The organism is Deinococcus aestuarii, from assembly GCF_018863415.1.
Lineage (GTDB): Bacteria > Deinococcota > Deinococci > Deinococcales > Deinococcaceae > Deinococcus > Deinococcus aestuarii.
The window spans coordinates 527004-552442 of the sequence record NZ_JAHKSN010000002.1 but is presented as its reverse complement, the minus strand read 5'-3'; the positions used below and the strand labels follow the sequence as shown (position 1 = coordinate 552442).

The window sequence follows — 25439 nt, the reverse complement described above, 5'->3', positions numbered from 1 at the left end:
CGCGCGCCGTGCTTTTTTTTGCCCCTGTTGGCGGCACAGAAGGGCAAGTCCGGGTGCGCGGCTGGAGGCAGGATGCCTGGAATTGCGATCATCGGCGCGCAGTGGGGGGACGAGGGCAAGGGGAAGATCACCGACTTCCTCGCCCCACAGGCCCGGTACGTGGTGCGCTATCAGGGCGGCGCGAACGCCGGGCACACGGTCACGGCGGGGGGGCAGACCTTCAAGCTCAACCTGCTCCCGAGCGGCGTGCTGCACCCCGGCACGGTCAGCGTCCTCGGCGACGGCATGGTCATCGACCCCGAGAAGTTCCTCGCCGAGCGCCAGAACCTCCTCGACGGCGGCCTCCGCCCCGAACTGCGGATCAGCGACCGGGCGCACCTCGTGTTGCCCCACCACAAGGACGTGGACGGGCGCAGGGACTTCGTGGGCACCACCGGGCGCGGCATCGGCCCCGCCTACGCCGACCGGGCGCGGCGGGTGGGCATCCGCTTCGGCGACCTCGCCGACGACGCGGTGCTGCGCGAGCGGGTCGAGCGCCTCCTGGAGGCCAAGCCCAACTCCACCCGCGAGGCGGGCTGGGCGACCGTTGCCGACGCGCTGGGCTACCTCCTGCCCATCCGCGACGCGCTGCTGCCCTTCGTGAGCGACACCGGGGCACAGCTCCGCCAGGCGATCAAAGGCGGCGAGAACGTCCTTTTCGAGGGAGCGCAGGCGACCCTGCTCGACCTGAACTACGGCACCTACCCCTTCGTGACGAGCAGCCACCCCACGGTGGGCGGCATCCTGGTGGGGGCGGGCGTGAACCACAAGGCGGTCGGCAAGGTCTACGGGGTCGCCAAGGCGTTCAACACCCGCGTGGGCCACGGCCCCTTCGTCACCGAGGTCTTCGGGGAGATGGAACAGAGGCTGCGCGGCGACGGTTCCAACCCCTGGGACGAGTTCGGCACGACGACGGGCCGCGCCCGCCGGGTGGGCTGGCTCGACCTCCAGCTCCTGCGCTACGCCGTGGACGTGAACGGCCTCGACGGCCTCGTGATCAACAAGATGGACGTCCTCGCGGGCCTGGAGACGGTCAGGGTCTGCGTCGAGTACGACGACTCCGGCCAGCCCGTCTACCGCGACCTGCCCGGCTGGGCCAGCACGGACGGCGTGACCAGCCGCGAGACGCTGCCGGGGGCAGCCCAGGCGTACCTCGACCTGATCGAGGAGACGGTGAACTGCCCGGTCGTGATCTTCTCCTGCGGCCCGGCGCGCGAGCAGACGTACGGCGAGGTGAGCTGGGGCTGAGGGGAGAGCGGTCGGCTTTCAGCGGTCAGCCGTCAGCCCTCCTGCTGAAAGCTGATCGCTGACGGCTGAGAGCTTCCCCCACAGTCCCCGCCCCGCCGCCGCGCTTACACTCGGCTTCATTCAACCCGCGCCCCAAGTGGGCGTGAGAGGGGGCGACGGACCTTGACCACCTACCCGACGATCAGCGCCGCTGACGAGCAACTGGAAGTCCCCGGCCTGAGCGCCCTGACCCACGACTGGCTCACCGCCATCGGCGAGGACCCGGAGCGTGAGGGGCTGGAGCGTACGCCGCACCGCGTGGCGAAGGCGTGGAGCTTCCTGACCGCCGGATACCACAAGACGCTGCAAGACGCCGCCGGGGACGCCGTGTTCGCCGCCGAGGGGTCCGAGATGGTCCTCGTGAAGGACATCGAGTTCTATTCCATGTGCGAGCACCACATGCTGCCCTTTTACGGGCGGGCGCACGTCGCCTACATCCCCGACGGCAAGATTCTCGGCCTGAGCAAGTTCGCCCGGATCGTGGACCTGTACTCGCGGCGCCTCCAGGTGCAGGAGCGGATCACGACCCAGATCGCCGACGCGGTGGAGGAGTTGTTGAGTCCCCGGGGTGTGGCCGTGCTGATGGAGGGCGTCCACCTGTGCATGGCGATGCGCGGCGTGCAGAAGCAGAATTCGAGCACGACGACGAGCGCGATGCGCGGCCTCTTCAAGGACGACGCCCGCACCCGCGCCGAGTTCATGAGCGCGGTGCAGAGCACGCTGCGGAGCCGCTGAGCCGCCGACCTCTCAAGCCGCCCTCCATGACGCGCTGGCCTTCCGCTCAGGTCAGCGCGTCTGTTTCGTCCAGTCCCGCGTGTTCCAGGGCCGCGCGCAGGTCGTCGTAACGCGCCACGTAAGCGACCTGTCCGCCCTCCACCCGGTAGTGCGAGGCCAGGGCGGCCTGACCCACTATGGCGTCGGTCTCCGGGTCGTGCCACCGGCCCTGCCCCCCGTGGACGATCACGCTGTCCCGACCGAAGCGGCGGCGGGTTTCCAGGCTCAGCCCCGCCCGGCCCAGCCAGTCGGCCAGGACGGCGTGCCCCCACGCGCTGCCCCGTGGCCCGACGATTTCTATCTCGGGGTCCGAGAGGGCGAGCAGCCGAGCCTCGTCCCGGGTGTTGACGGCCTCCTCCCACGCCAGGGCGACCTCGGCGGCGGGTGGGATCATGCTCTCTGCCCCTCCGCCAGCGCCGCCTCCAGCGCGTTCCACGCCAGCAGCGCACACTTGCGCCGGGCGTGCAGACGGCTCACCCCCGCCAGCGCCACGAGGTCGCCGAGCGCGGGGTCGGGCGGCGCCTCGCCCATCACCATCGCCCGGTAACTCGCGCTCAGGGTGCGGACCTCCTCCAGCGTCTTGCCCTTCAGGTTCTGGGTGAGCAGGCTGGCACTCGACTGGCTGATCGTGCAGCCGCGCCCGGTGAAGCTCACCCCGGCGAGCCGTCCGCCCTCCACCTGCACCCAGACCGTCACCTGATCGCCGCAGCCGGGATTGTCGAGCGCGGCGTGCGGGGCGCCCGCGATCTCGCCCTTGCCCCGCGGGCGCCCCCCGTGGTCGGAGATGATCTGGCGCGCGACGGTCTCCGGCAGCACGGCCCTACTCCGGCAGGCTCAGGCGCAGCGCGGCGGCGTGCAGCATCCGCACGCCCGTCTCCAGGCTGGCCTCGTCCAGGGTGAAGCGCGGGTGGTGGTGCGGCCAGCGGCTGTCGGCCTCGTCGCTACCCGAGCCGACGTTGAAGTACGCGCCGGGGGCTTTCTGGAGGTACGCGCTGAAGTCCTCGCCACCCATCGTGGGTTTCGCGTCCCGGTAGTGCTCCGGGCCCACCGTCTCCAGCGCGATCTCCCGGAGTTGCGCCGCCACCCAGTCCGTGTTGATGACGGGCCGGTAGCCGGGCTCGTACCGGAACTCGTAGCCCGCCCCGTGTGCCTCACACACGCCCTTGATCACCCGCTCGATCATCCCGGGCGCCCGCTCGCGCAGCTCGGCGTCGAAGGTCCGCACCGTGCCCAGCATGTTCGCCGTGTCGGGGATGACGTTGTGCGTCGTGCCGCTGTGGAAGGAGGTGACCGAGACGACCAGGGCGTCGAGGGCGGCGACGTGGCGGCTCACGACATGCTGGAGGTTGGTGACGACCTGCGCCCCCACCGCGATGGGATCGACTGTCTCCTCGGGGTGCGCCCCGTGCCCGCCCTTGCCCTTGATCGTGATGTGAATGGTGTCGGGTGCGGCCATAAAGGCACCGGGCTTGACCGCCACCATCCCCACCGGAAGCTGGGAGTTGAGGTGCAGGCCCGTCACCACGTCCACCCCGTCCATCAGCTCTGTCTGCATGACGAGTTCCTCGGCCCCGCCCGGCCCGATCTCCTCGGCGTGCTGGAAGATCATGCGGACCTCGCCGGGGACGTTCGCCGCGTCCCCCGACAGCAGGCGCGCGACGCCGAGCAGGATCGCCGTGTGCCCGTCGTGGCCGCAGGCGTGCATGGCGCCGGGGTTTTGCGACACGTACTCGAAGGTGTTCTCCTCCTCCATCGGCAGGGCGTCGATGTCGGCGCGCAGCAGGAGGGTGCGGCCCGGCTTCCCGCCCTTCAGGACCGCCAGCACGCTCGTCCCGGTCGGGCGGGAGACGGTCAGGCCCGGCATCTTCCGCAGCTCGGCCTCGATGTAGGCCGCCGTCTCGTGCTCGTGAAAGCCGACCTCGGGGTGCATGTGCAGGTGCCGCCGCCACGCCACGAGCTGTTCGCGCAGGTCCGTCACCGGGTCCACGGTTTGGGTCATGCCCCAGTGTAGGCCGTGGGGCGCCGGGACGGGCGCCGCGGGACCGTGAACGCGTTCCCGGCCGCACTCAGCAACTTTTCCTCTTCGTGCCGCGTAATGGGAGGTATGAAGACTCGCAAGACCGGCAAGGTCAGCAAATGGATGGTCTACGCCCCCCTCGCCGCCGAACTCATCGGGCTGATGCGCCGCAACCAGCAGGCCAGGCGCGGCAAGTACACCAAGCTCAGCAAACGCGACCGCGCCTTCGACTTCCTGCTCGGTCAGGCCGAGCGGCGGCTGGGCAAGCGGACGGGCACCAAGCGGCGCTGGTTCTGAGCGGCACAGGAGAGAGGACGTCCCGGCGGCAGGGCTGGGGCGTCTCCTTTTGGCTGCCAGAGAGGGGTGGTCAAGGAGCGCCACACCTCCCCTCGATGGGGTGGAGGCCCGCGTCACTCCTACTTCCTGTACTGGATATTGGAGAACTCAAAGCCAGAGAGGCCATTCCAGCTCCGCGTGCAGAACCTGATTGAGCGTTCCCTCTGACCTGACCGCTCCCCCTACCACCGTCCCCGCAGGCTCCGCGCCAGGGCGTGCAGGTCGCCCACACTCGCGGCGGGCAGGAAGGCGTCGAGGTGGGGCAGGGCCGCCTGGACCGCGCGCTGCACCGGCTGGTAGCCGGGCGTGGCGGCGAGGGGCGAGAGCCACGCGAGCAGGCCCGCCCGGTGGCCGAGGTCCCGCAGGGCGCGGGCCAGCACCTCCGGGTCACCCGTGTCGAGACCGTCGCTGAGGATCAGGACCACGGTGTCGCGGGTCACGCGGGCGCGCTCGTCGCGGGCGAGCCGCAGCAGACTCTCCCCGATTCGGGTGCCGCCGCCCCAGGCGTCGCCGAGGTCGGGGAGCCTCAGCGCCTCGCCGGGGGGGGCGCCGCGCAGGGTGGGGGTCAGGCGGGTCAGCGCCGTGCTGAAGGCGTAGACCTCCACCCGACGCGCCCGCAGGTGCAGGGCGTGGGCGAAACGCAGCAGCAGCGTGGCCCCCCGGCCCATGCTGCGGCTGCCGTCGAGCACAATCAGGAAGCGGGGAGCCCGGCGCGGACGGCCCAGCCAGCGCAGCCGCGCCGGGTCGCCCGCCGTGCGCGCCGAGGCCCGCAGGGTGCGCCGGGCGTCGAGCCGCGTGCCCCGCAACATGGGCACCCGCCGCCGGGCCCGCCCCAGCTCCACCGCCCGCACCAGGGCGCCCGCCGCCCGCAGCAGCTCCGGCAGGTCGTCCCCTCCCGCCTCCACCCGCCCCCCCTCGCCCGCGTGGGGGCTGAGGCGGGCCTGGAGCAGCCGGGGCGGGTCCGCCGGGTCGTCGGGCTCGCCCTCCGTCTCGCGCGGGGGGGTGCGGCCCTGGAGGGGCTGATCCTCCCCCTCCTCCGGCGAGTCCTCGGCCCGCGACTCGCCGGGCACCGGGCGCGGCTCTCCCGCCTCCCCCGAGACCTTCTGCGGCGGCGGAGGCGCCTCCGTCTGCGGCAACAGGGGCGGCAGCTCGGGCGGGGGTGGCCCGGTACGGGGCCGGAAGAAGGCCTCGAACTCGGCGTCGAAGACGGGCGCCTGGGCCGGGCTCGCGGTGAGGACCAGCCGCAGCGCGTCGCGCACCTCGCGCAGCCGCAGCACGTCCACCGCCCCGAGGGCCCGCAGCGCGTCCGTCACCTCGCCGGGCCCGATCAGGAAGCCGTGGGCCGCCCTGAGCCGCGCCGCGAAGGCGACCACCCGCGCCGGGAGGTCGGCGGGGAGGGGGGGCGCGTCCGGGCCCGTCGTCACCCCCTCGCCAGCCGTTCCAGGGTCGCGCGGGCGAGGGTCTGATCCTCGCGCAGCTTGAGGACGGCGCCCAGGGTGACTCGCAGCGCCTCCTCGTCGAGGTGGTCGCGGTGCAGGGCGACGAGCGCGGCGGCCCAGTCGAGCGTCTCGGCCACCCCCGGCGGCTTGCCGAGCGGCAACTCGCGCAGCGCGTGGACGGCCCGCGTGACCTGCGCGGCGAGGGCTTCACTGATCCCGGGCAGCCGGGCCCGCACGATCTCCAGCTCCTGCGTCCGGCTGGGGTAGTCCACCCAGAGGTACAGGCAGCGGCGGCGCAGGGCGTCGCTCAGCTCGCGGGCGCGGTTGCTCGTCAGGATGACGTGCGGGCGGGCGGTGGCGCTGATCGTGCCCAGCTCCGGCACCGTGACCTGCCACTCGGCGAGCAGTTCGAGCAAGAAGGCCTCGAAGGCGTCGTCGGCGCGGTCCACCTCGTCGATCAGGAGCACGGGCGGGGTGGGCTGGCTGATCGCCTCCAGCAGGGGGCGGCGCATCAGGAACTCGGGGCCGTAGAGGTCGTCGTCCGTCACCGGGCGCCCCCCCGCCTCCGCCGCGCGCAGGTGTAGGAGCTGGCGGGCGTAGTTCCACTCGTAGAGCGCCGCCTGGGCGTCGAGCCCCTCGTAGCATTGCAGCCGGATCAGCCGCGTGCCCAGCGCCGCCGCGAGGGTCTTGGCCGCCTCGGTCTTGCCGACCCCCGCCGGGCCCTCCAGCAGCAGCGGCTTGCCGAGCGCCACGACGAGCCGCAGCGCCGTCGCCAGCGCGTCGCCCGCCACGTACCCCCGCTCACGAAAGGCCTCGCGCAGCGGATCGGGCGCGGGCATGGGGGAGGGGGCGGCGGCGCTCGGCTCTGAAGGCTGACTCATGCCCCTATCCTCGCGCGTTTCGGGGCGGGGTGGGGTAAGGCGGGAAAGAAAAAGGTCAGATCGAACACGGGAGCCTGATGGGGTGAGGCAGAACAGCTTTGACGCCCTGCGCATCCTCGCTGCCCTGGCCGTGATGGCTTCCCACGCGTGGCAGGTCACGAGCGGTGAACTCGACCCGGACGTCCTGTACCGGCTCTCGGGCGGACAGATGACGTTGGGGGCGCTCGCCGTCACGGTGTTCTTCGGGATGAGCGGTTATTTGGTGATGGGGTCTTGGGAGCGCCGACCGGACGTGGCCGCGTTCGCCCGTGCCCGCGCCCTGCGCATCTGGCCCGCCCTGATCGTGGTCGTGGCCGTCACCGTGGGACTGATCGGCCCGGCGCTGAGCTCGGAGTTCGGGTATTGGTCGAGTCCGCTCACCTGGGCCTACGGGCAGAATCTGTGGCTGCATCAGCCGCCCGGGGGCCAACGGTTCCTGCCCGGCGTGTTCGAAACCAACCCACTCCCCCAGGTGGTGAACGGGCCGCTGTGGACCCTGGAATACGAGGTGGAGTGCTACGCCGCCCTGCTCGCGCTGGGGGCCGCCCGGCTGCTCACCCGGGAGAGCGTCACGGCCCTCGCCGTCGCCCTCGCCGTGATCGTGTGGCGGGTGCCGGGCGCGCAGGAGCAGCCGTGGCTTTACCTGCCTCTCGCCTTCAGCGTGGGCGCGGCACTTCAGGCCTGGAACGCGCGTCTGCCGTGGCGGCGCGACCTCGCCCTCGCGGCGCTCCTCTTCGTCGTCGCGGGCGTCGCCGGGGAGGACCTGCGGACATTCGCCAGCACCTTCGGCCTCTACGCCGTGCTCTACGTGGCTCGGAGTCGGCGGCTCGCTGGTTGGGGGCGCTGGGGCGATCCCAGCTACGGAATCTACCTCTGGGGCATGCTGGTCCAGCAGATCGTGGTGGCCCTCGGCCTCGGCCTCACGCCCGCCGCCAACCTGCTGCTCAGCGTTCCGGTGACGGTGGCCCTGGCCTATGCGTCCTGGCATCTCGTGGAGAGGCGGGCCCTGGCCCTCAAGGACAAGCCGTCCGTCCACTCCTGCGCCCAGACGACACCCCCCTGAGTGGCGCGGAACGCATGCCTCATGGGGTCAAACAGAGCGGTCCTTCCCTTTAGTTTCCATCCATCCTGGCGCGGGTGAGGGACGGGTGACAGCCGCCTCTCTACCCTTGGGCCATGACTGTGCCCTTCCTGCTCTGCGTGCTGATGGTGGCGGCCTCCGGGCTGCACTTCGGCGCACGCGGGGCGGCCCTGCATCACGCGCGCCGCCTCCCCCTGACGCCCGTCCTCGCCCACGCCGCCGTCTCGCTGGGAGCCGTGTGGCTCGGGGCGCTGCTCGACCCCACCCCCGCGCGGCTGCTGTGGCTCTTCGTCGCCCTGGCGAGCGTCGCCGGGTTCTTCAGCGGAGTGCTGCGGGTGCGCCCGGCCCCCGCTCCCGACCGGGCACCCCACCCCACGACCTGACCCGCTTTGAGCAAGCGGCGCCGCCCCCTCCGAGCTGGAGACGGGGCGGCGCCGCTTTCCCGGACAAGGCTTGCTGGGGTCAGGCGGGCGTGCCCGACTGCTCGCCCACCTGCGTGCTCATGTTCTGGAAGGTCTTCTGGATGAGCTTTTGCGCCTGGGCGTCGAGCACGCGCCCGCCCACCGTGGCGACCGGCCCGCGCATGGTGGCGTCGCCCGTCCAGTCGAGGGTGGTCGTGCCGTCGCCGTTGTCCTGGACGGTCGCCCCCGCCGTCAGGTCCACCACGCTGCCCAGGCCGCCGCCCTGCACCTTGACGTTCACCCGGTTTTGCGCCTCGTCGGGCAAGACCTCGATCTTGAACTTGAACTTGCCGCGCACCATGCCCACCCCGACCTGCACGGTCGCGTCCATGTGGGTCTGGTCGTGGACGACGACCTCCTGCACGTCGGGCAGGCAGCGCGCCACCCGCTCGGGGTCCTGCACGAAGGCCCACACCGCCGCCGGGGGGGCCTGCACCTGCTCCTGACCGCTGTAGTTGAGTTTCATGGATGACCTCCGGAAATGTCTGAGAGGTGTGCCCGCCGCGGGGCACCGGGACCGCTCGGACGAATTGTAAAGCTTCCTCCATTGTGCCCGATGGGGGTGGCCCCGGTGGGGGGACCGTGCCGGGCACGAGGAGGGGCTAGACTCGCCCCATGTCCGCGCCCGGCCCCCCTCCGCCCGTCTGGGGTGTCCTCCTGGCGGCGGGCCGGAGCACCCGGATGGGCCGCCCCAAGCAGCTCGCACCCCTGCGCGGCGTGCCCCTCGTGCGCCACGCGGCGCTGGCGCTGGCGGGGGGCGGGCACGACGGCCTCCTCGCGGTGCTGCCCCCGGGCGAGGTGGGGGAGGGCGTCCGCGCGGCGCTCGCCGACCTGCCCTTCGCCTTCGCGGTGAATCCCGACCCGGCGCGGGGGCTGCTGGGGTCTTTCCGGGTGGCGGCGCAGGCGCTGCCGCCGGGGGTCGCCGGGGCCAATTTCGCGCTGGGGGATATGCCGCTGGTGACGGCCGACCTGCACGCTGCCCTCCTGCGGGCCTTCCGTGAGACGGGCGCCCCCGCCGTGCTCGCCCGCTACGGCGACCCGGGCGGGGAGACCGTCGGCGCGCCGCCCCACCTTCTGCGCGCCGACCTCCTCGCCGGGCTGCCGGGCCTGCCCGACGCCGACCACGGCCCCCGCGCCCTCCTGCGGGATCACCGGGCCGGGGTCGTCACCCTCACCTTCCCCGCCGCGCGCCTCCTCGACGTGGACACGCCGGAGGGGCTGGCGCAGGCGGAGGCGTGGCTGGCGGGCCTTCCCTCGGTCTGATCCCAGTCTTCCCCGGGGGAGGTCAGGCCTGGGCGGCGGGCTCGGGGACCTGTTTCCTGCCCTTCTTGTCCGCCTCGCCCGCCGTCCGCAGGGCCTCGGAGAAGGCCGGGAAGAGGGTCCGCACCCACGCCCGCGCCGCCTTGCCCGCCGCCGCCTCGCGCACGAGGAGCTGGTCGCGGAATTCGCCCAGCAGTCCAGAGAGGGCCGGGTCGTCCCGCAGCAGCGCGGTGGTGACTTCCGTGTCCTGGAGGCGGCCCAGGGCGTCGAGCACGTCGGTCAGCGGCGTGGGCACGTCGCCGAGGAGGTCGAGGGTGTAGCGGTGACGCTTGAGGTTCTTGCGCCAGTCGTGCCAGGGCTGGGTGTCCTCGGAGGCGAGCGCGGCCTCGCCCTCCCCCAGCAGCTCGTCCACGTCCCCGGCGGCGAGCTTGCGGGCGCGGCCCTTCCAGCCCCCCTTGAGGTCGTAGGCGGGGGGTTTTGCGGGCCACTCGGTCCCGGCGAGCAGGCCAGCGCGGCGGGCGGTCCATTCCGCGTCGAAGCGGTCGAGGAGCGGCGGCGGAGCGCCCAGCCCCACGAGCGCAGCGTGCAGGTGGCCCCCGGCCACGTCGTGGTCGCGCAGGGGCGCGGCGGCGCGGCGCAGGTCCCGCCACGCGCGCCTCACCTTGCCGCCCGCTCCGGCCACGCGGAGCTCGGCCTGGGCGCGGCGGGTGAGCTTGCGGGCGGCGTGGACGGCCCCCGGGTCCCCGGCCCTGAGCCTGGGCCAGACTTCCTCCAGCCGGTCGGCGGTGGGGCTGCGTTTGGTCATGTCTCTCTCCCTCCAGAAAGCACCCGGCCGGGGGGCGCTCAGTAGGCGGCGGGCAGGGGCACGGGCCGCGTGGGCAGCGCCTCCCCGAAGGCCGCGTACCGCCGCGCCGCCCCGGGGTCCCCCGGACCATACAGGATGGTGACGGGCGGGGGCGAGAGCACGTTCACCGGCAGCAGGGCGAGCCGCCCGGTCTCGTAGGCCCCCAGGTCGAGGTAGACGTGGCGGTCCACCTGCACCGGGGCCTGGACGGGCGTGTGCCCGTGCACGCTGTAGGTCACCCCGGAGGGCAGCGGGAAGGGCCCGTCGAAGGGCCGCAGCCACAGCGCCGCCGCCTCGGGATTGGGGTACTGGCGGTGCGGCACGGGCGGGCTCGCGTGCGCCACGAGCACGCTCAGCCCGGCGGGCGGCTCCCCCACGACCTCGCCGCTCGCGGTGACGTACACCACCCGGCGCAGCACATCCAGGTACTCGGCGAGGGGGGCGGGGAAGCGTTCCAGGGTCAGCCCGCCGAGCTCTCGGCGCACGCTCTCGCCGCCGTTGCCCATCCACCAGCGGAAGCCCTCCAGCGCGCGGCGGTAGTCGCCGGGGTCGCCCGTCTCCTGAAAGCGGCGGTACCACTTCAACCCCTCCCAGGCCATCCGCTCGTGGTTGCCCATCAGCAGGGTCGCCCGGCCCTGGCGGTGCAGGTCGAGCAGGAGTTCGGCGCAGTCCACGCTGTGCAGCCCCCGGTCGATGGCGTCCCCCAGGCTCAGGAAGTGCGTGTCCGGCCCGAAAGTGTCCGCCGCGTACCCCACCGCCGCCGCAAGGAGGTCCGCCCGCCCGTGCAGGTCCGGGATGATGACGACGGGCCTGTTCACGCGCCCTCCCGGCCATCCGGCGCGTCGCTGAAGTCGAGCAGGGTCTGCTTGCTGCGTTCGCGCAGGAGGCGCGCGCCGTCCGGGTCGGGGGTGAAGTCCACGCCCCGCCCGGTCACGCTCACCCGGTAGGCCGCCCCGTCGCGCACCTCCGGCAGCCACTCCGCCGGAAGCTGGAAGGTGCGGCCCCGCGTGTCCTCCACGTCCGCCAGGCCCGCGTCCTCGTCGAGCACGTCCACCACCAGCACCTCTCCCGCCCACGTCATGCCCGCCAGTCTACCCGGCTGAGCACGGAACGCCTCCCCCTTTGGGGGGATGCCCCCCGCCCCCGCGTCTGCTGGGATGGGGGGGAGATGACGCCGCCCTTCCCGCGCCCCCCTGCCCTACCCTGGAGTCCATGACCCGCCCCGACTCCCCCCCCGTCACCCGCCGCCGGGTGCTGCGCGGCCTGCTCGGCGGCGGCGCGGCCCTGGGCGCCCTCGGCGGAGTGGGTGCGGCCCAGGCCTATGCCTTCGGCGTGACGCGGGAGCAGGCGAGCCTGCCGGGCCTGCGTTCTCCCCTGCGTGCCGCCTTCCTCACCGACCTGCACTACGGGCTGTACGTCGGCCCCGGAAGCGTGCGCGCCTGGGTGGACGCCGCGAACGCCGAGCGCCCCGACCTCGTGCTGCTGGGGGGCGATCTCCTTGACCTCCCTTCCGGCGACTCGCCCGCCGCCCTCTTTCCCGAACTCGCCCGGCTGCGCGCGCCGCTGGGCGTGTACGGCGTGTGGGGCAACCACGACTACGACTCCTTCGGGCGCCGCGACTCGCGCCGGGGAGGCCGCGCCCGCCCCGACTGGGAGGAGAGGCGCGAGCAGTTGACCGCCGACTTCGCCCGCGCGGGCGTTACCCTGCTCGTGAACACGGGGCGGGCCGTGCGGGATGACCTCTGGCTGGGCGGCGTGAACGACTTCTGGCAACGCGACGCCGACCCGGCGGCGGCCCTGGCGGGGGCCGGGGACCGCGCCACCCTGCTCCTGACCCACAACCCGGACGTGCTGCCCGAGCTGCCTGCTCACGTCGGCCTGACCCTGTGCGGGCACACCCACGGGGGCCAGATTCGTCTGCCGCTGGTCGGCGCCGTGCACGTGCCCAGCCGTTACGGGCAGCGGTACGCGATGGGCTGGGTGCGCGGCGCGTTTGGGAGTCCCGCCTACGTCAGCCGCGGCCTGGGCACGAGCGGCGTGCCCATCCGCAACCTCTGCGCGCCCGAGGTCACCGTGCTCACGCTGACGGGGGCGGGGTAAGGAGGCCGTCCCCCGTCAGCACCCGCACGAACGCCGCCACCACCGCCGGGTCGAACTGGGTGCCGCTTCCCTCCTCCAGGTAACCCACGGCCTCCGCGTGGGTCCAGGCGCGCTTGTAGGGCCGCTCGCTCACCAGGGCGTCGTACACGTCGCAGGGGGCGAAGATGCGCGCGCCCAGGGGAATCGCCTCGCCCGCCAGCCCGCGCGGGTAGCCCCCCCCGTTCCACCACTCGTGGTGCGAAAGGATCACGTCGAGCGCCCCCCGCGGCAGAAAGGGCAGTTGCTCCGCGAGCCGCGCCCCGTCGAGGACGTGCTCCTCCATCCGGGCGCGGGCGGACGGGTCCAGGCGCCCGGGGTGGTGCAAGATGGCGTCGGGAATGCTGATCTTGCCGAGGTCGTGGAGGTAGGCCCCCCAGCGCAGGGCCCGCAGCGCCGAATCCCGCAGGCCGAGAAGCGCGCCCAGCCGCACGGCGAGCGCCGTCACCCGGTCGGTGTGGCCCTGCGTCTCGGCGTCGCGGGCCTCCAGGGTCAGGCCCAGGACCCGCAGCGCCCCCTCGTGGGCGGCCTGCTCGCGTTCCTCGGCGTCGAGGCGGGCGGCGACGAGCGAGAGCAGCCCGGTCACGCCCGCGAAGAGGGCCCGCTCCTCCTGGGCCCACCCGTGCGGCGTGAAGGTGTGCGAGAGCAGCGCCCCGACGAGCCGCCCGCCCCCGTCGTGGATGGGCGCGGCGGTCAGGGCCAGCACCCCCAGTTCCGGAAAGCCCGCCGCCTCGGGGTGCCCGCGCGTGTCCCCGAAGAACAGCGCCCCCTGGGTCCCCGCCAGCGCCCGCAGCAGCGGCAGGTCGGCGGGCAGCCCGTGGGCGAGCAGCGCCTCCATCACGGGCCCCGCGGGCATCGCCCCGCTCGCCGCCCGCGCGTGGAAGGTCAGGGTGCCCTCCCGCAACTGGAAGTACCCCGCCCCCACGGCGGCGGTGCGCTCCACCAGCGCGTCGAGGGCGGGCCGCATCGCGCTCCCCAGGTCCGGGGCCGTGAGTCCCAGGCGCGTGAGCCCGAGGGTCAGGTCGGCCACCGAGGTCGCCTGCCCGGCGCCGGGCACCGCGGTCGTCCGGGGTGGAAGGGAGCCTGCCATGCCCCCAGCGTACGGGCCGGGTCGTCGGAAAGGCTGTGAGGCAAAAGAACGGGCGGCCCCCAGTGCAGGAGGACCGCCCGGAACGCACCCGTGCTCAGGGCAGCGGGAAACCCCCGGCGAAGGCGTGGACCTCTGCCTTCACGTCCTCGCCCCCCAGCGCCCGGTCGATCAGGTCCGCGATCCTGGGCATGTCCTCTTCCCCCATGCCGCGCGTCGTCACCGCGGGCGTGCCGAGGCGGATGCCGCCCCCGTGCAGAATCTTTTCCGTGTCGTAGGGCAGCGTGGACTTGGAGATGGTGATCGCGTTGGCGTCCAGCCGCTTCGTCGCCTTGGTGCCGTTGAGCCCCTGCGGGCGCAGGTCGAGGACGAAGAGGTGGTTGTCGGTGCCGCCGGAGACGACCCGGTAGCCCCGGTCCTGAAACGCTTTGGCGAGCGCCTGCGCGTTCCTGATGACCTGCGCGCTGTACTCCCTGAACTCGGGCCGCAGCGCCTCCCCGAACGCCACCGCCTTCGCGGCGATCACGTGCTCCAGCGGCCCGCCCTGGTAACCGGGGAAGACGGCCCGGTCGATCTTCGCGCCGAGTTCCACGTCGTTGCTGAGGATGATCCCGCCGCGTGGCCCCCGCAGCGTCTTGTGCGTCGTCGAGGCGACCACGTGCGCGTGCGGCAGCGCGCCCGGGTGCACGCCCGCCGCGATCAGCCCGGCGATGTGCGCGATGTCCGCGAAGAGGATCGCCCCCACCTCGTCCGCCACCTCCCGGAAGGCCGCGAAGTCGATGATCCGGCTGTACGCGCTCGCCCCCGCGATGATCATCTTGGGCCTGTGCTCGTGGGCGAGGCGGCGCACCTCCTCCATGTCGATGAGTTCCGTCTCGGGGTTCACCTTGTACCCGACGATCTTGTACCGCAGGCCGGAGAAGTTCACCGGGTTCCCGTGCGTCAGGTGCCCGCCGTGCGAGAGGTCCATGCCCAGCACGGTGTCCCCCGGCTCGATCAGCGCGTTGTAGACGGCGAGGTTCGCGCTGGAGCCGGAGTGCGGCTGCACGTTCGCCCACTCGGCGCCGAACAGTTCCTTCACCCGCTCGATGGCGAGGCGCTCCACCTGATCGACGACCTCGCAGCCGCCGTACCAGCGTTTGCCGGGATACCCTTCCGCGTACTTGTTCGTCAGCACGCTCCCCTGCGCCTCGCGCACGGCGGCGGAGGTGAAGTTCTCGGAGGCGATCAGCTCCAGCCCCACGCGCTGACGCTCGGCCTCCTGCTCGATCAGGTCGAAGACCGCCGTGTCGCGGACGGCGAGGTCGGGTTTCTCGGCGGTGCTCGTCATGGGGGTACGGTAACACTGCGGGGTGAGGGGGATTGGGGACTTGTCTCCGCAATGGGGACGTGGGAAAGAGGGGTTCTACCGCGTGCTGCCCACCACTTCCCGAGCCCCCTCTCCCAGCCTCCCCCGCACCTCCCGCAACTCCGCCTCGCCCGCCAGCACGAGCACGCTGTCTCCCGCCATCAATTCGGTCGCCCCCTTGGGAATCAGGAACTCCCCGGCGCGGTGGATCAGGATGACCAGGGCCTCCGGCGGCAGGTGCAGGTCCACGATGCGGGCGCCGTCGGCGTCGCTGCCTGCCCTGACCTCGACCTCGACCATCTCGTTCTTGTTGTGCCCGGTCGGGGTGTAGGTGATGGGGTAGGCGGCCCGTGGGGGCAGCGTCTCGCGCACGCCCAGCCAGCGGGCGACGAGGGTGAGGGTGGTGCCCTGGAGCAGCACGCTCGTCAGCACGATGAAGAAGACGATGTTGAACAGGGTCTGTGCCTGCGGGATTTCGGCGAGCAGCGGAAAGGTGGCGAGGACGATGGGCACGGCGCCGCGCAGCCCCACCCACGCGACCATCGTCTTCTCGTTGGGCGGCATCCGCGCCCGCGCGAGGCTGAGGTACACGCTGACGGGACGCGCCACGAAGACGAGCACGAGGGCGCAGGCGATCGCGAGCCCGGCGGTGGGCAGCAGCTCGCGCGGGTTGACGAGCAGCCCCAGGGTGAGGAACATGCCGACCTGCATCAGCCACGCGAGCCCGTCGTGGAAGGAGATCAGGCTGCGCTTGTGGATGAAGTCGCTGTTGCCCAGGATCACCCCCGCGATGTAGACCGCGAGAAAGCCGCTTCCGCCGACCACCGCCGCCCCGCTGAAGATCGTCAGCGCGAGCGCGAGTGTGAGGACCGAGTACAGCCCCTCGAACTGGAGCTGCACCCGGTTGAGCACCCATAGCGCCGCCCGCCCCAGAACCACGCCCAGCACGGCCCCCAGGACCATCTGCCGCAGGAACAGGGGCACGATGTCGAGCACACCCGAGCCGGGATGCGAGACCAGCTCGATGATCCCGACCGTCAGGAAGACCGCCATTGGGTCGTTCACGCCCGACTCGAACTCCAGCAGGGGGTCGATGTCGCCCCTGAGCCCCAGGTTGCGCTCCTTGAGGACGGAGAACACCGCCGAGGCGTCCGTGCTGCTCACGATGGCCCCGAGAAGCCACGCGGTCAGCCACGAAAAGCCGAACGCGAAGTGGGCGAACGCGGCCATCACCCCCGCCGTCACGAGCACGCCCAGGGTCGCCAGGCTCAGCCCCCGCTTCACCACGGGCCGCACCAGCCGCCAGTTCGTGTCGAGCCCGCCTTGGAAGAGGATGAAGCACAGCGCCACCGTCCCCAGCACCTGCGCCAGCCGGTAGTCGGAGAACTGGATGCCCAGCCCGTCCGACCCGGCGAGCATCCCCACCCCCAGGAAGAGCAGCAGCCCGGGGATGCCGAGCCGCCCCCCCAGCCGACTCACGATCAGCCCGGCGAGGAGCAGCACGCCCGCCACGAGCAGGAAAACTTCGGCGTGAGCCTCACCCATGCGCCGCATGGTGGCACAGGAGCGAGGGGGCGAAAGCGCCGCTGCCTGTTCGAGACGAACCGGGGTCTGCGCCCTGCGGCCGGTTGACCCCCACCCCCGCGCCCGCTACCCTGACCCCATGACGCCCCACGCCGGTCCACGTTCGCCGTTTCCGCGCGGCGGGGCCACGCTGACCTGACACCCGGTCGAGCGCCTTGTCCCCGCCGCCTCCCGCGTGGCGGGGTTTTCTTTTGTCCCCAGGAGCCCCCATGAGAGAAGAAGCCCTGCAAGCCATCCAAGAAGCCCCCGACCTCGACACCCTTCAGGCCGTCAAGACCCGCTACGTTGGCAAGAGCGGGCTGGTCACCAAGGAACTCGGCACCCTTGGCAAGCTCGCCCCCGAGGAGCGCAAGGCGCGCGGCGCCGAGATCAACGCCCTGCGGCAGACCATCGACGCGGCGCTGGGGGGGCGCGAGGCCGTCCTCAAGCGAGCTGCCCTCGACGCCAAACTTGCCTCGGAGGCCATCGACGTGACCCTGCCCGGTCTGCCCCTCCCGGCGGGCGGGCTGCACCCCATCAGCCGCGTGTACGACGATCTCGTCACCCTCTACGAGCGGATGGGCTACACGGTCATCGAGGGGCCGGAGGTCGAGGACGAGCACCACAACTTCGAGGCGCTGAACGTGCCGTGGTACCACCCCGCCCGCGACCTTCAGGACACCTTCTGGCTGGAGGACGGTCGCCTGCTGCGCACCCACACCAGCCCCATGCAGGTGCGCTACATGGTGGACCACGAGCCGCCCCTCAAGGTCGTCGTGCGCGGCAAGGTCTACCGCTACGAGGCCACCGACGCCACCCACGAGGCGATGTTCCACCAGCTCGAAGGCCTCGTCGTCGGCGACGGCATCAGCATGGCCGACCTCAAGGGCACGGTCGCCGAGATGGCGCGCGGGCTCTACGGCCCCACCGCCAGGGTCCGCTTCCAGCCGAGCTACTACCCCTTCGTGGAGCCGGGCGCCGACTTCGCGGTGTGGTGGGACAACCCGCGCGGCGAGAGCAAGTGGCTCGAACTCGGCGGCTCCGGCATGGTCCACCCCAACGTCTTCAAGGCGGTGGACGACCTGCGCGAGGCCCAGGGCAAGCCCCGCGTATACGAGGGCAAGACGGGCTTCGCCTTCGGGCTGGGGCCGGAGCGAATCGCGATGCTGAAATACGGGATTCCGGATATCCGGTACTTCTATGCGAATGACCCGCGAGTGATCGGGCAGTTCCGGGGGGAGTTGGGGTAGGTCTTCCTTCGCCGCGTACCCCTCCTCCCGGCCTCTCGCGGTGCGAGCTGTACCAGTCCCCCACGAGGGGGGAGGAGCAGGAACGCCAGAGCTTGAGCTTTTCTCTCCCTCCCTCCTTGTGGGGAAGGGTCGGGGAGGGGGGTAACGCGGGCGACCACCAGCGCGTCCAGTCTGCCAACCCCCTTCCCCCCGAGGTCCCCCCATGAAACTTCCCCACTCCTGGCTCCAAGAACTCCTCCCTGGGCTCCCCCCCGCCCCCAACCTCGAACCCATCCTCGCGGGCATGGGCCTGCCGCTGGAGGGGATCGAGGAAGTCCCTGCCCCTCCCGAAGGTGTTCTCCTCGTCGCCGTCACCGCTGCCGAGCCCATCGAAGGAACGGCCCTCACCCGGCTCTCGCTCGACGTGGGGCCGCACGGCCCGCGCACCATCGCCTCCGGGGCCCCCAACGCCGTCGGCCTCCCCGCCGGAACGATGGTCGCCCTCGTCTCGCCCGGAACGACGCTGGGCGAGACGGAGTACGGCGTCCGGCAGATGCAGGGCGTCGAGTCCTGGGGCATGGCCGCGAGCGCGAAGGAACTCGGCGTCGGCGAGAGCGGCGCGGGGCTGATGCTGTTCCCGGCGGGGACGGCGGCGCCCGGCACCCCCATGCGCGAGGTGTGGCAGGCGGACTCCGTGCTCGACGTGGAGGTCACGCCCAACCGCGCCGACGTGCTCAGCGCCCTCGGCCTCGCGCGGGACCTTGCGGCGTTCCTGAAACTCGATCTCGTGCCCCCGCAGGCCGGGCCGCGCCCCAGTGGTGAGGGCGAGATTCGCGTCTCCCTGCCGCCGCGCGGGGTGACCATCGAGCGCGACCCCTCCCGCAAGATTCGTTTCGGCTGCGACCACTTCGCGGCCCGCACCGTGAGCGGCGTGCAGAACGGCCCCTCGCCCCTGTGGATGCAGCGCCGCCTCACGCTCGCCGGGATGCGCCCCATCGACCTGATCGTGGACACCAGCAACTACGTGATGCTCGAACTCGGCCAGCCCACCGCCCTCTACGACCGCCGGGACGTGGCGGACGACCAGATCATCGTCTCTTTCGGGCTCCGTCAGGGCGAGATCGTGCGCGACCTGCTGGGCAACGAGCACACGGTCGGCCCCGAAGACCTCCTCATCCGCGACGGGGGCGAGGTCCACATCCCGACGGTGATGGAAGCCTTCGCCACGGCGAAGGAGCCCAAACAGGGCCGGGGCGTCCTCGGCATCGCGGGCGTCGTGGGCGGCGACCACGGGCATGTGCGGCCAGACACGGCGGACGTGGTGATCGAGTCCGCCCACTTCGACCCCGTGTTGTTGAGGCGCACGAGTACCAGGCTCGGCCTGAAGACCGACGCCGTGTACCGCTACGAGCGCGGCGTCGATCCCCTCCTCGCCCCGCGCGGCGCCGACCGGGTGGCGGGGCTGCTGGCCGAGCACGGCGGCGGACAGGCCCACCCCGGCGCGACCCTCGTCGGCACCCCCGACCTTCCCGGAGTCATCGAGGCGACGGGGGACCAGATTCGCGCCCTCCTCGGCATGGAGGTGAGCACGGGGGAGATGGCGGACATCCTCACCCGCCTGGGCTGCCGGGTCGAGCGCGAGGGCGACCGCCTGACCGTGACGCCGCCCTCCTGGCGGGTGGACATGGGCATCTGGCAGGACCTCGCCGAGGAGGTGGCCCGGCTGCACGGCTACGGCGACCTCCCCGAGACGCTGCCGAACCTGCGGGTCCACGAGAGCAACCTCGGCGCGGAGCGGGAGAGTGCGGCGAGAACGACCCTCCGCCGCGCCCTGTCCGGCCTGGGCTTCCAGGAGGTCGTGACCTACACCTTCACCAGCGACGAGGAGGCGGGAAAGGCCCGCAGCGCCACGCCCACCGTCCGCCTCCGCAATCCCCTCACTGCCGACCGCACCGGGATGCGCACGGCCCTCTACCCCAGCCTGCTCCGGGCCGCGCAGGCCCACCCGAAGGGCGAGCGGGTCCTGATCTTCGAGATCGGGCGCGTCTTCCCGGCGGACGGGGAACGGGAACGTCTCGGTCTGCTGATGCGCGGCCCCCTTGCCGCGAACACGCACCAGCCGGGGGTGGCGGGGTCCTTCAGCGCCTTCCGGGGTCTGGTGGAGGCGCTGGCGTCCAGTCTGGGGGCGAGCCTCGACATCCGCCAGCTTCGCGGGGACGCCGTGCCGCCCGCCCTCCATCCCGGAATTGCGGGGGAGGTCGTCTGGAACGGTGAGCGTGTCGGCTGGCTCGGCGCCCTGCACCCCGAGATCGCGGGGGAGTTCGGCCTGAAGGGGGACACCTCCGTGCTGGAGGCCGCCCTGCCGCTGCCGGGCCGCGCGTGGACCTTCCGCGACCCCAGCCGGGCGCCCGCCGCGTGGCGCGACCTGGCCGTGATCGCCCCCCGGGACGTGAGTTACGGCGAGGTCGCCGCCCTGCTGCGGCGCGAGGCGGGAGAATGGCTCGAAAGTGTCGAGCCCTTCGACGTGTACGTGGGTGCCCCTATCCCGGAAGGCCAGCGCAGCGTCGCCGTGCGGCTGGTGTTCCGGGGGCAGCGGACGCTGACGGACGCCGAGGTGGACCCGGTGATGGACCGCCTCATCGGGGCCGTTCGCGCGCAGGGCTGGAGCATCCGGGAGAAGTGAGCGAGGTTCGGAAGGGGGCCGGGGCTACCTGTTCCGGCCCTCTCGCCATGCCTGGACCATCGCCCGGATGAGCGGGCCGCTGAGGTCGTCCTCGCCCGGCAATTCGTCTGGGGCGAACCACGCCCCATCGAGGACCTCGCCCTCCTGCAACCGCAGATCGCCCGTCACGCCGACCGCCCGGTACAGGACGCTCACGTTGTCGACCACATCGCCGTGCGGGGAGGTGAAGCGGTACTCCGCTCCGGCATAGAGGTTCAGGGGCTCCAGCCGGTCGGCGTTCAGCCCCGTCTCCTCGAAGAGTTCCCGCCGCGCGCACGTCCCGAAGCTCTCGCCCGGTTCCAGGCTGCCGCCCGGTAAGGTCCAGCGGCCCGTGTCCCCGTGCTGGAGGAGGAGCAGGCGCCCCCCCTCGTCGGTCGCCAGCACGTTCGCGCCGGGGGCGAAGAGGGGGCGCGGGCCCACCGACTTCCTCACCTCCATCAGGTGATGCCCGACCGGTGGCGAGTCCGGGAAGGGGAGGAGGGACAGGGGCGGCAGACCTGCGCGGGCACGCAGGACATTCATGCTCACGCGGTTGATGTTGCTGTTCAAAGGCGGCAGGTCGTCGAGCCCGAACCAGGCGAGGTCGAGCGTCTCGCCGCTGTCGTCGGGGGCGGCGTGGTCGAGGGCGGAGGCGGGGAGGGTGCCGTGCACTTGGGCCCCGACGAGGTAAATCTCGTCGCCGTTCGGATAACGGTGATAGAACTGCGGGCCGCTGATCAGCCCTTTCTCCAGCGGCAGCGGGGCGAGCTTCGGGCAGGTCAGCCCCGTCTCCTCCAGCAGTTCCCGGTGCGCGGCGGTCAGAAAATCCTCGCCGGGTTCCAGGCTCCCGCCCGGCACGCCCCACAGCCCGTCGTCGCCGCGCCGCTGGAGAAGGACCCGCCCGGAGTCGTCCTGAAGGAGCACGCTCACGCCGACCGAGACGAGCGGCGAGGGCCCCCACACCGCGCGCAGGTCTTGCAGGTAGGACATGGGCCGCACTCTAGCCGCGCCGAGTGCCTAGCATGACCGCATGACCGACCTCCGCGACGCCGGGCAGGCCACCGAGACACAGAGCGTCCCCACCGAGACGACCGGCTGGGGCTTCGAGACGACCGCCGTGCAGACCGGCATCGCGCGGGGGCTGGGGGAGACGGTCGGCATCCCGATCCATCAGGCCGCCGCCTTCCAGTTCGAGACGCTGGAGCAGGCGCAGGAGGAGTTCCAATCGAATCAGGGCCTCAGCTACGCGCGGCTTCAAAACCCCACCGTCCGCGCGCTGGAGGAACGGATCACGGCGCTGGAGCGCGGCGCGGCGACCGTCGCCCTCGCCAGCGGGCAGGCGGCGACCTTCACGGCGTTGCTCAGCGTGTGCCGCGCCGGGGATCACGTCGTCTCCACGGGCAGCCTCTTCGGCGGCAGCGCGGGGCTGCTGAACAACATCCTGCCCCTGATGGGCGTCACGGCCACGATCACCGAGAACACGCCGCAGGCCATCGAGGCGGCCATGCGGGACAACACCCGCCTCGTCTGGGCCGAGACCATCGGCAATCCCGCCGGGGACGTGCCCGACCTGGAGGCGTGCGCGGCCACCGCGCACGCGCGGGGCGCCCTGCTCGGCATCGACAACACCTGGGGCGGCGTGGGCTACCTGTGCCGTCCGCTGGAGTACGGCGCCGACATCGTGACCCACTCCCTGACGAAGTGGGCGGGCGGCCACGGCAGCGTGATGGGCGGCAGCGTCACGGTGGGCAATCGGCACAGCCTGACCCGCAACCCCATCTACACCGACGGGGGCGAAAGCAGCGTCCTGAACGTCCGGGGAGAGGGGGCCCTCGCGTGGCGGCAGCGCTGGTTCGGCGCCCACCAGCTCGGCATGACGCTCGCCCCGCACAACGCCTTTCTGCTCGCGCAGGGGCTCGAAACGCTCGCCCTGCGCCTGGGCCGCGAGTCGGAAACGGCGCTGGCGCTGGCGACGTGGCTCGAACGTCACCCCCGCGTCGGGCGCGTCTCGTACCCCGGCCTGCCCGGCAGCGCCCACCACACCCTCGCCCGCCGGTACCTGCGCGGCGGCTTCGGGGCCGTTCTCACCTTCGAGGTGGAGGACCCCGCCGCCTTCCTCGCCCGCCTGGGGGTCGTCCGCATCGCCCCCAACCTGGGAGACAGCCGCACCCTCGTCGTTCACCCGTGGACGACCACGCACGGCAAGATGCCCGAGCCCGCCCGCCGCGCCGCCGGGGTCACCCCCCACACCATCCGCATGAGCGTCGGGCTGGAGGACGTGGAGGACCTGCGCGCCGATATCGGGGGGGCGCTGGGGTAGGCGTCACGTCACGAGACGTTGGGTTCCGGCAGGGGTCGCACGCCCCGGGCCGGAACGCTTTGCTACTCCCCCACGCTCCGTTCGTTCCGGGGAATCACGGTGAAGGGCGTGGCCCCTGGGGAGAGGTCACCGCTGAGCCGCAGCAGCAGGGCGTGGGCGGGCCGCTCGGCACGTCCGTAGTCCAGCCTCTCCGCGAAACGACGGGCGTCCTGCCGCAACTCGTCGGGGTCGCCCGTCAGCCGCAGGTGAACCAGGTCGTAGGGGAGGGCGAAGTGCAGCCGCCCGTCCACGCCCGGCCGCGCCAGATCGAAGGCCAGCACGAGGGGACTCGTCTGGGAGGCGGGGTCGCGCGGCGGCAGATACAGCACGCTGACGAGGGCGTACACGTCCCCCGCACCCCCCGGTGCCCGCAGCGCGTGGGTGCTGTACAGGTTCACCCCGCTCCAGCGCGCGCTGTACGCCTCGCGCACGCCCAGGTCACGCGCCAGGGCAGCCAGCCCCAGGCTGTGGAGGTTGTACGCCTGCACGGGCCGCGAGGCCGTCCCCAGCCGCAGCGTCACCGGCCCCACCCGGAGGTCGGGATTCACCCACCCCCTCACCCGCACGTCCAGCCCGGCGCCGATCAGCGACCGCGCCAGCGTGTTCGCGTCGAGATACACCTGCCCGCTTCCGTAGTCGCGCACCAGCGCCCGGCTCAGGTAGGGCCCCGGCGTACCTCCCCCGGTCTCCACGACCACCGGACGGGGCGCGTTCGGGAAGGTGAGGACCGGCCGGGTCGGCGGGCCCGACACCCCCACCCCCGCCCGCCGCAACTCGGCCTGAAGGCTCTGGACGTTCAGGTACACGAAGGGACCGGCGGGGAGGGCGTACGCTGGCCGGTAGCCCTGCACCTGCGCCAGCCCCCGCGACAGGTCCGTCACCGCCAGCAAGGCCCCGCAGCCCAGCAGGACACTCAGCACCGCCCCCCGCGTCGGCCGGAGGGAGAGGGGCGCGGGCCCGCCGGGTTCGCGGAGGGTCCGGCGGCGGGCGCTCGGCCACCCGGGCTGCTCGGCTTCGACCACACGCCGTCGGCGCCCCCACAGGCCACGGATCGCGCGCCGCAGCTCACGCCGTCCACCCCCGTCTCCCATACCCCCTCCCCAGAGCCTGGAGATGCCTGCCCCTCCGCAGCGCGGGCGATCCTCCCTCAGCCGCAGATCCAGGTGTCCCTGGAGCCGATCCGGTGCCATGCCCACGGCTCTGGCCGGAGGGAGCCCTGGCCGGTATCGTCCTCCCCCGGGTGGCGGGCCGTCTGTGACGCGGCGTGCAAAAGGTCGGCCTGAGGAGCACCGCACAGGAGGCGACCGACCTCACGGCGGGGCGCTTCCCCCGCGCGGTTCAGAGCCAGGGCTTTTTGCCGAGCACGTACTGCCGGTAGAACTCCTCGTCCGACTTCGTGAGGTACAGGATGCCCTCGACGAGGCCGAGCAGCCCGATGGCGCCGCTGATCAGGCCCGCCAGCGGCACGGTGATGATCAGCCCGAAGCCCAGCGTGATCAGGCCCAGCAGGAAGGCCAGAATCCACACGCCGATGTTGGCGCCGAGCATGATCAGGCCGGGGGTGTTCATCCCCAGGTAGAACTTGTGCACCCCCAGGCTCCCGAGCACGATGCCGAGCAGCCCCGCGATCAGCTTCCTCTGCGCGATGTCGGCGGGCACGCTGGATGACCCGGTGGACGGCAGGGCGGAGTCGCCGTTTCGCGTCGGCTGGAACCATTCCTGCAAGCCGCCCGTCGGCGGTGGGACGACCTGCGGCCCGGTGGGAACCGTCGGATTCCTGGCCGCGTGGCCCGTGCTCCGGGCGATCCAGTCGTCCTCGTCGGCGTGAGGCCGCGCGCTGGCCGTGACGGCTGTGGGGGCGGGCTGGGGCCGGGGCGTCTCGGGAATGCGGAAGTCCCCGCTCCCCTCGGCGGGCGCGGGTTGAGGGCGGGGGGCTTCCGGGATGTGGAGATCGCCCTCCGCCTGGGGAGGTGTGGAGAGGTTGACCGTCTGGGGCTTCGGCTGGGCGCTCAGCACCTCGTCCACCCAGGACGGCACGCTGGACTTGGGGGCGGGTTCATTGCCGGGGGTCGGGTCTTCGGGCTTGGTCATGGCAGACGCCTCCTGCCCCACAGTACGCTCACGGGTGGGGTGGGGTTGCGTCCGCCGAAAGGTGAAGCTCTGGATGCCGCAGCTATTCAGGACTGTCCTCAAGCGTAGCGATTCCAGGCAGGCGCGTGCTCTCGAACCAGGGCGTCACGACGCTCTTTGAGTTCCTGAAGCGTGGCGTCGGGTAGGGCAAGGACGGCGGTTTCCATTCTTTGACCGGCCAGCAGTGCGGCACGGATGAGGGGAGACAACCGATAGTGAGTTTGTTGCGAGGGCGGAGGATTCCTGAACATGCCCATACGACTCAGGAAGCCGTCCTTGCATTTGCCGACGTACATGACCTTGCCGTCCACCATAAGGGCGTAAAGTCCATACTTCTGATCTGTTCCTAGAAGTTTGAAGACGGGCCATGTTTCTTCGAGCTGCCAACTCCCAAACAAGTTGAAGCCGCGCCAGGCCGCTTCCATGTC

Annotated in this window: 26 protein-coding genes; 10 read left to right on the top strand and 16 right to left on the bottom strand. The window is 72.2% G+C overall.

Annotated elements, in window-relative coordinates; genetic code table 11:
- Window positions 1-72: 72 nt before the first annotated feature.
- Both IC605_RS05875 and folE read left to right on the top strand, forming a co-directional pair.
- On the top strand, window positions 73-1287 hold the full coding sequence (locus IC605_RS05875) for an adenylosuccinate synthase (protein ID WP_216320186.1): 1215 nt from the start codon (window positions 73-75) through the stop codon (window positions 1285-1287).
- A 162-nt stretch (window positions 1288-1449) separates the two neighbouring features.
- Entirely contained in the window at window positions 1450-2061 is a 612-nt protein-coding gene (gene folE / locus IC605_RS05870) for a GTP cyclohydrolase I FolE (protein ID WP_216320183.1), read from the top strand.
- 46 nt (window positions 2062-2107) lie between these two features.
- Here the strand turns inward: folE and IC605_RS05865 are convergent, their stop codons facing one another.
- Genes IC605_RS05865 through IC605_RS05855 form a run of 3 tightly spaced genes read right to left on the bottom strand, consistent with a single transcriptional unit; the run spans window position 2108 to window position 4099 of the window.
- Entirely contained in the window at window positions 2108-2494 is a 387-nt protein-coding gene (locus tag IC605_RS05865; RefSeq protein WP_216320181.1) for a hypothetical protein, read from the bottom strand.
- Window positions 2491-2916 (bottom strand): Fe-S cluster assembly sulfur transfer protein SufU, encoded by a 426-nt coding sequence (gene sufU, locus IC605_RS05860; protein WP_216320179.1) that lies wholly within the window; start codon window positions 2914-2916, stop codon window positions 2491-2493. The genes IC605_RS05865 and sufU overlap by 4 nt, the downstream gene beginning before the upstream one ends.
- A 4-nt stretch (window positions 2917-2920) precedes the next feature.
- A complete protein-coding gene (locus tag IC605_RS05855; RefSeq protein ID WP_216320176.1) occupies window positions 2921-4099 on the bottom strand; it encodes an amidohydrolase in 1179 nt (392 codons plus the stop codon).
- A 105-nt stretch (window positions 4100-4204) separates the two neighbouring features.
- On the opposite strand from IC605_RS05855, the gene IC605_RS05850 reads away from it, so the two are divergent.
- The gene (locus IC605_RS05850) at window positions 4205-4414 is read left to right on the top strand and encodes a hypothetical protein (RefSeq protein WP_216320173.1); all 210 of its coding nucleotides are present in this window, start codon (window positions 4205-4207) and stop codon (window positions 4412-4414) included.
- A gap of 221 nt (window positions 4415-4635) precedes the next feature.
- On the opposite strand, the gene IC605_RS05845 is transcribed toward IC605_RS05850, so the two are convergent.
- Both IC605_RS05845 and IC605_RS05840 read right to left on the bottom strand, forming a co-directional pair.
- The gene (locus tag IC605_RS05845) at window positions 4636-5877 is read right to left on the bottom strand and encodes a vWA domain-containing protein (protein WP_216320170.1); all 1242 of its coding nucleotides are present in this window, start codon (window positions 5875-5877) and stop codon (window positions 4636-4638) included.
- Window positions 5874-6773 carry an AAA family ATPase gene (locus IC605_RS05840; protein ID WP_246580389.1) on the bottom strand — a complete coding sequence of 300 codons (900 nt, stop codon included), beginning with the start codon at window positions 6771-6773 and terminating at the stop codon, window positions 5874-5876. The genes IC605_RS05845 and IC605_RS05840 overlap by 4 nt, the downstream gene beginning before the upstream one ends.
- Before the next feature lie 82 nt (window positions 6774-6855).
- Here IC605_RS05840 and IC605_RS05835 point away from each other — a divergent pair, with 82 nt between their 5' ends.
- A complete protein-coding gene (locus IC605_RS05835) occupies window positions 6856-7875 on the top strand; it encodes an acyltransferase family protein (protein ID WP_216320167.1) in 1020 nt (339 codons plus the stop codon).
- A 113-nt stretch (window positions 7876-7988) separates the two neighbouring features.
- Window positions 7989-8276, top strand: coding sequence for a hypothetical protein (locus IC605_RS05830; RefSeq protein ID WP_216320164.1), 288 nt, complete (start codon window positions 7989-7991; stop codon window positions 8274-8276).
- A gap of 79 nt (window positions 8277-8355) precedes the next feature.
- On the opposite strand, the gene IC605_RS05825 is transcribed toward IC605_RS05830, so the two are convergent.
- A complete protein-coding gene (locus tag IC605_RS05825; RefSeq protein ID WP_216320163.1) occupies window positions 8356-8820 on the bottom strand; it encodes an SRPBCC family protein in 465 nt (154 codons plus the stop codon).
- 149 nt (window positions 8821-8969) lie between these two features.
- Between IC605_RS05825 and IC605_RS05820 the strand changes: the two genes are divergently transcribed.
- The gene (locus IC605_RS05820; RefSeq protein WP_216320160.1) at window positions 8970-9617 is read left to right on the top strand and encodes a nucleotidyltransferase family protein; all 648 of its coding nucleotides are present in this window, start codon (window positions 8970-8972) and stop codon (window positions 9615-9617) included.
- Window positions 9618-9639: 22 nt separating this feature from the next.
- On the opposite strand, the gene IC605_RS05815 is transcribed toward IC605_RS05820, so the two are convergent.
- Genes IC605_RS05815 through IC605_RS05805 form a run of 3 tightly spaced genes read right to left on the bottom strand, consistent with a single transcriptional unit; the run spans window position 9640 to window position 11539 of the window.
- Complete coding sequence (locus tag IC605_RS05815) at window positions 9640-10419, bottom strand: CHAD domain-containing protein (RefSeq protein ID WP_216320158.1); 780 nt, start codon at window positions 10417-10419, stop codon at window positions 9640-9642.
- Between the two features lie 38 nt (window positions 10420-10457).
- Window positions 10458-11276: a metallophosphoesterase gene (locus tag IC605_RS05810; RefSeq protein ID WP_216320156.1), complete on the bottom strand. Its 819-nt coding sequence runs from the start codon at window positions 11274-11276 to the stop codon at window positions 10458-10460.
- A complete protein-coding gene (locus IC605_RS05805) occupies window positions 11273-11539 on the bottom strand; it encodes a hypothetical protein (protein ID WP_216320154.1) in 267 nt (88 codons plus the stop codon). Before IC605_RS05805 ends, IC605_RS05810 begins: the two co-directional genes overlap by 4 nt.
- 131 nt (window positions 11540-11670) lie before the next feature.
- Between IC605_RS05805 and IC605_RS05800 the strand changes: the two genes are divergently transcribed.
- Window positions 11671-12558 (top strand): metallophosphoesterase, encoded by an 888-nt coding sequence (locus tag IC605_RS05800; protein WP_216320152.1) that lies wholly within the window; start codon window positions 11671-11673, stop codon window positions 12556-12558.
- On the opposite strand, the gene IC605_RS05795 is transcribed toward IC605_RS05800, so the two are convergent.
- From IC605_RS05795 to IC605_RS05785, 3 genes are all read right to left on the bottom strand, one after another.
- A complete protein-coding gene (locus IC605_RS05795; protein WP_216320150.1) occupies window positions 12536-13684 on the bottom strand; it encodes an HD domain-containing phosphohydrolase in 1149 nt (382 codons plus the stop codon). The genes IC605_RS05800 and IC605_RS05795 overlap by 23 nt on opposite strands.
- Before the next feature lie 94 nt (window positions 13685-13778).
- Window positions 13779-15011 carry a serine hydroxymethyltransferase gene (glyA, locus tag IC605_RS05790; protein WP_216320149.1) on the bottom strand — a complete coding sequence of 411 codons (1233 nt, stop codon included), beginning with the start codon at window positions 15009-15011 and terminating at the stop codon, window positions 13779-13781.
- A gap of 75 nt (window positions 15012-15086) precedes the next feature.
- Window positions 15087-16574, bottom strand: coding sequence for a potassium/proton antiporter (locus IC605_RS05785; RefSeq protein WP_216320145.1), 1488 nt, complete (start codon window positions 16572-16574; stop codon window positions 15087-15089).
- Between the two features lie 248 nt (window positions 16575-16822).
- Between IC605_RS05785 and pheS the strand changes: the two genes are divergently transcribed.
- Both pheS and IC605_RS05775 read left to right on the top strand, forming a co-directional pair.
- Window positions 16823-17842, top strand: a complete 1020-nt coding sequence (gene pheS / locus IC605_RS05780; RefSeq protein WP_216320143.1) for a phenylalanine--tRNA ligase subunit alpha — start codon at window positions 16823-16825, stop codon at window positions 17840-17842.
- A 202-nt stretch (window positions 17843-18044) separates the two neighbouring features.
- Window positions 18045-20504, top strand: a complete 2460-nt coding sequence (locus IC605_RS05775) for a phenylalanine--tRNA ligase subunit beta (protein ID WP_216320141.1) — start codon at window positions 18045-18047, stop codon at window positions 20502-20504.
- A gap of 24 nt (window positions 20505-20528) precedes the next feature.
- On the opposite strand, the gene IC605_RS05770 is transcribed toward IC605_RS05775, so the two are convergent.
- Window positions 20529-21512 (bottom strand): NUDIX hydrolase, encoded by a 984-nt coding sequence (locus tag IC605_RS05770; protein WP_216320139.1) that lies wholly within the window; start codon window positions 21510-21512, stop codon window positions 20529-20531.
- Between the two features lie 40 nt (window positions 21513-21552).
- Here IC605_RS05770 and IC605_RS05765 point away from each other — a divergent pair, with 40 nt between their 5' ends.
- Window positions 21553-22842, top strand: a complete 1290-nt coding sequence (locus tag IC605_RS05765) for a PLP-dependent transferase (RefSeq protein WP_216320137.1) — start codon at window positions 21553-21555, stop codon at window positions 22840-22842.
- Between the two features lie 62 nt (window positions 22843-22904).
- Here IC605_RS05765 and IC605_RS05760 read toward each other — a convergent pair whose 3' ends face one another.
- The 3 genes from IC605_RS05760 to IC605_RS05750 form a co-directional block, all read right to left on the bottom strand.
- The gene (locus IC605_RS05760; protein WP_216320135.1) at window positions 22905-23972 is read right to left on the bottom strand and encodes a hypothetical protein; all 1068 of its coding nucleotides are present in this window, start codon (window positions 23970-23972) and stop codon (window positions 22905-22907) included.
- Between the two features lie 247 nt (window positions 23973-24219).
- Window positions 24220-24972: a TM2 domain-containing protein gene (locus tag IC605_RS05755; RefSeq protein WP_216320133.1), complete on the bottom strand. Its 753-nt coding sequence runs from the start codon at window positions 24970-24972 to the stop codon at window positions 24220-24222.
- A gap of 98 nt (window positions 24973-25070) precedes the next feature.
- Window positions 25071-25436, bottom strand: coding sequence for a GIY-YIG nuclease family protein (locus IC605_RS05750; RefSeq protein ID WP_216320131.1), 366 nt, complete (start codon window positions 25434-25436; stop codon window positions 25071-25073).
- Window positions 25437-25439 lie beyond the last annotated feature (3 nt).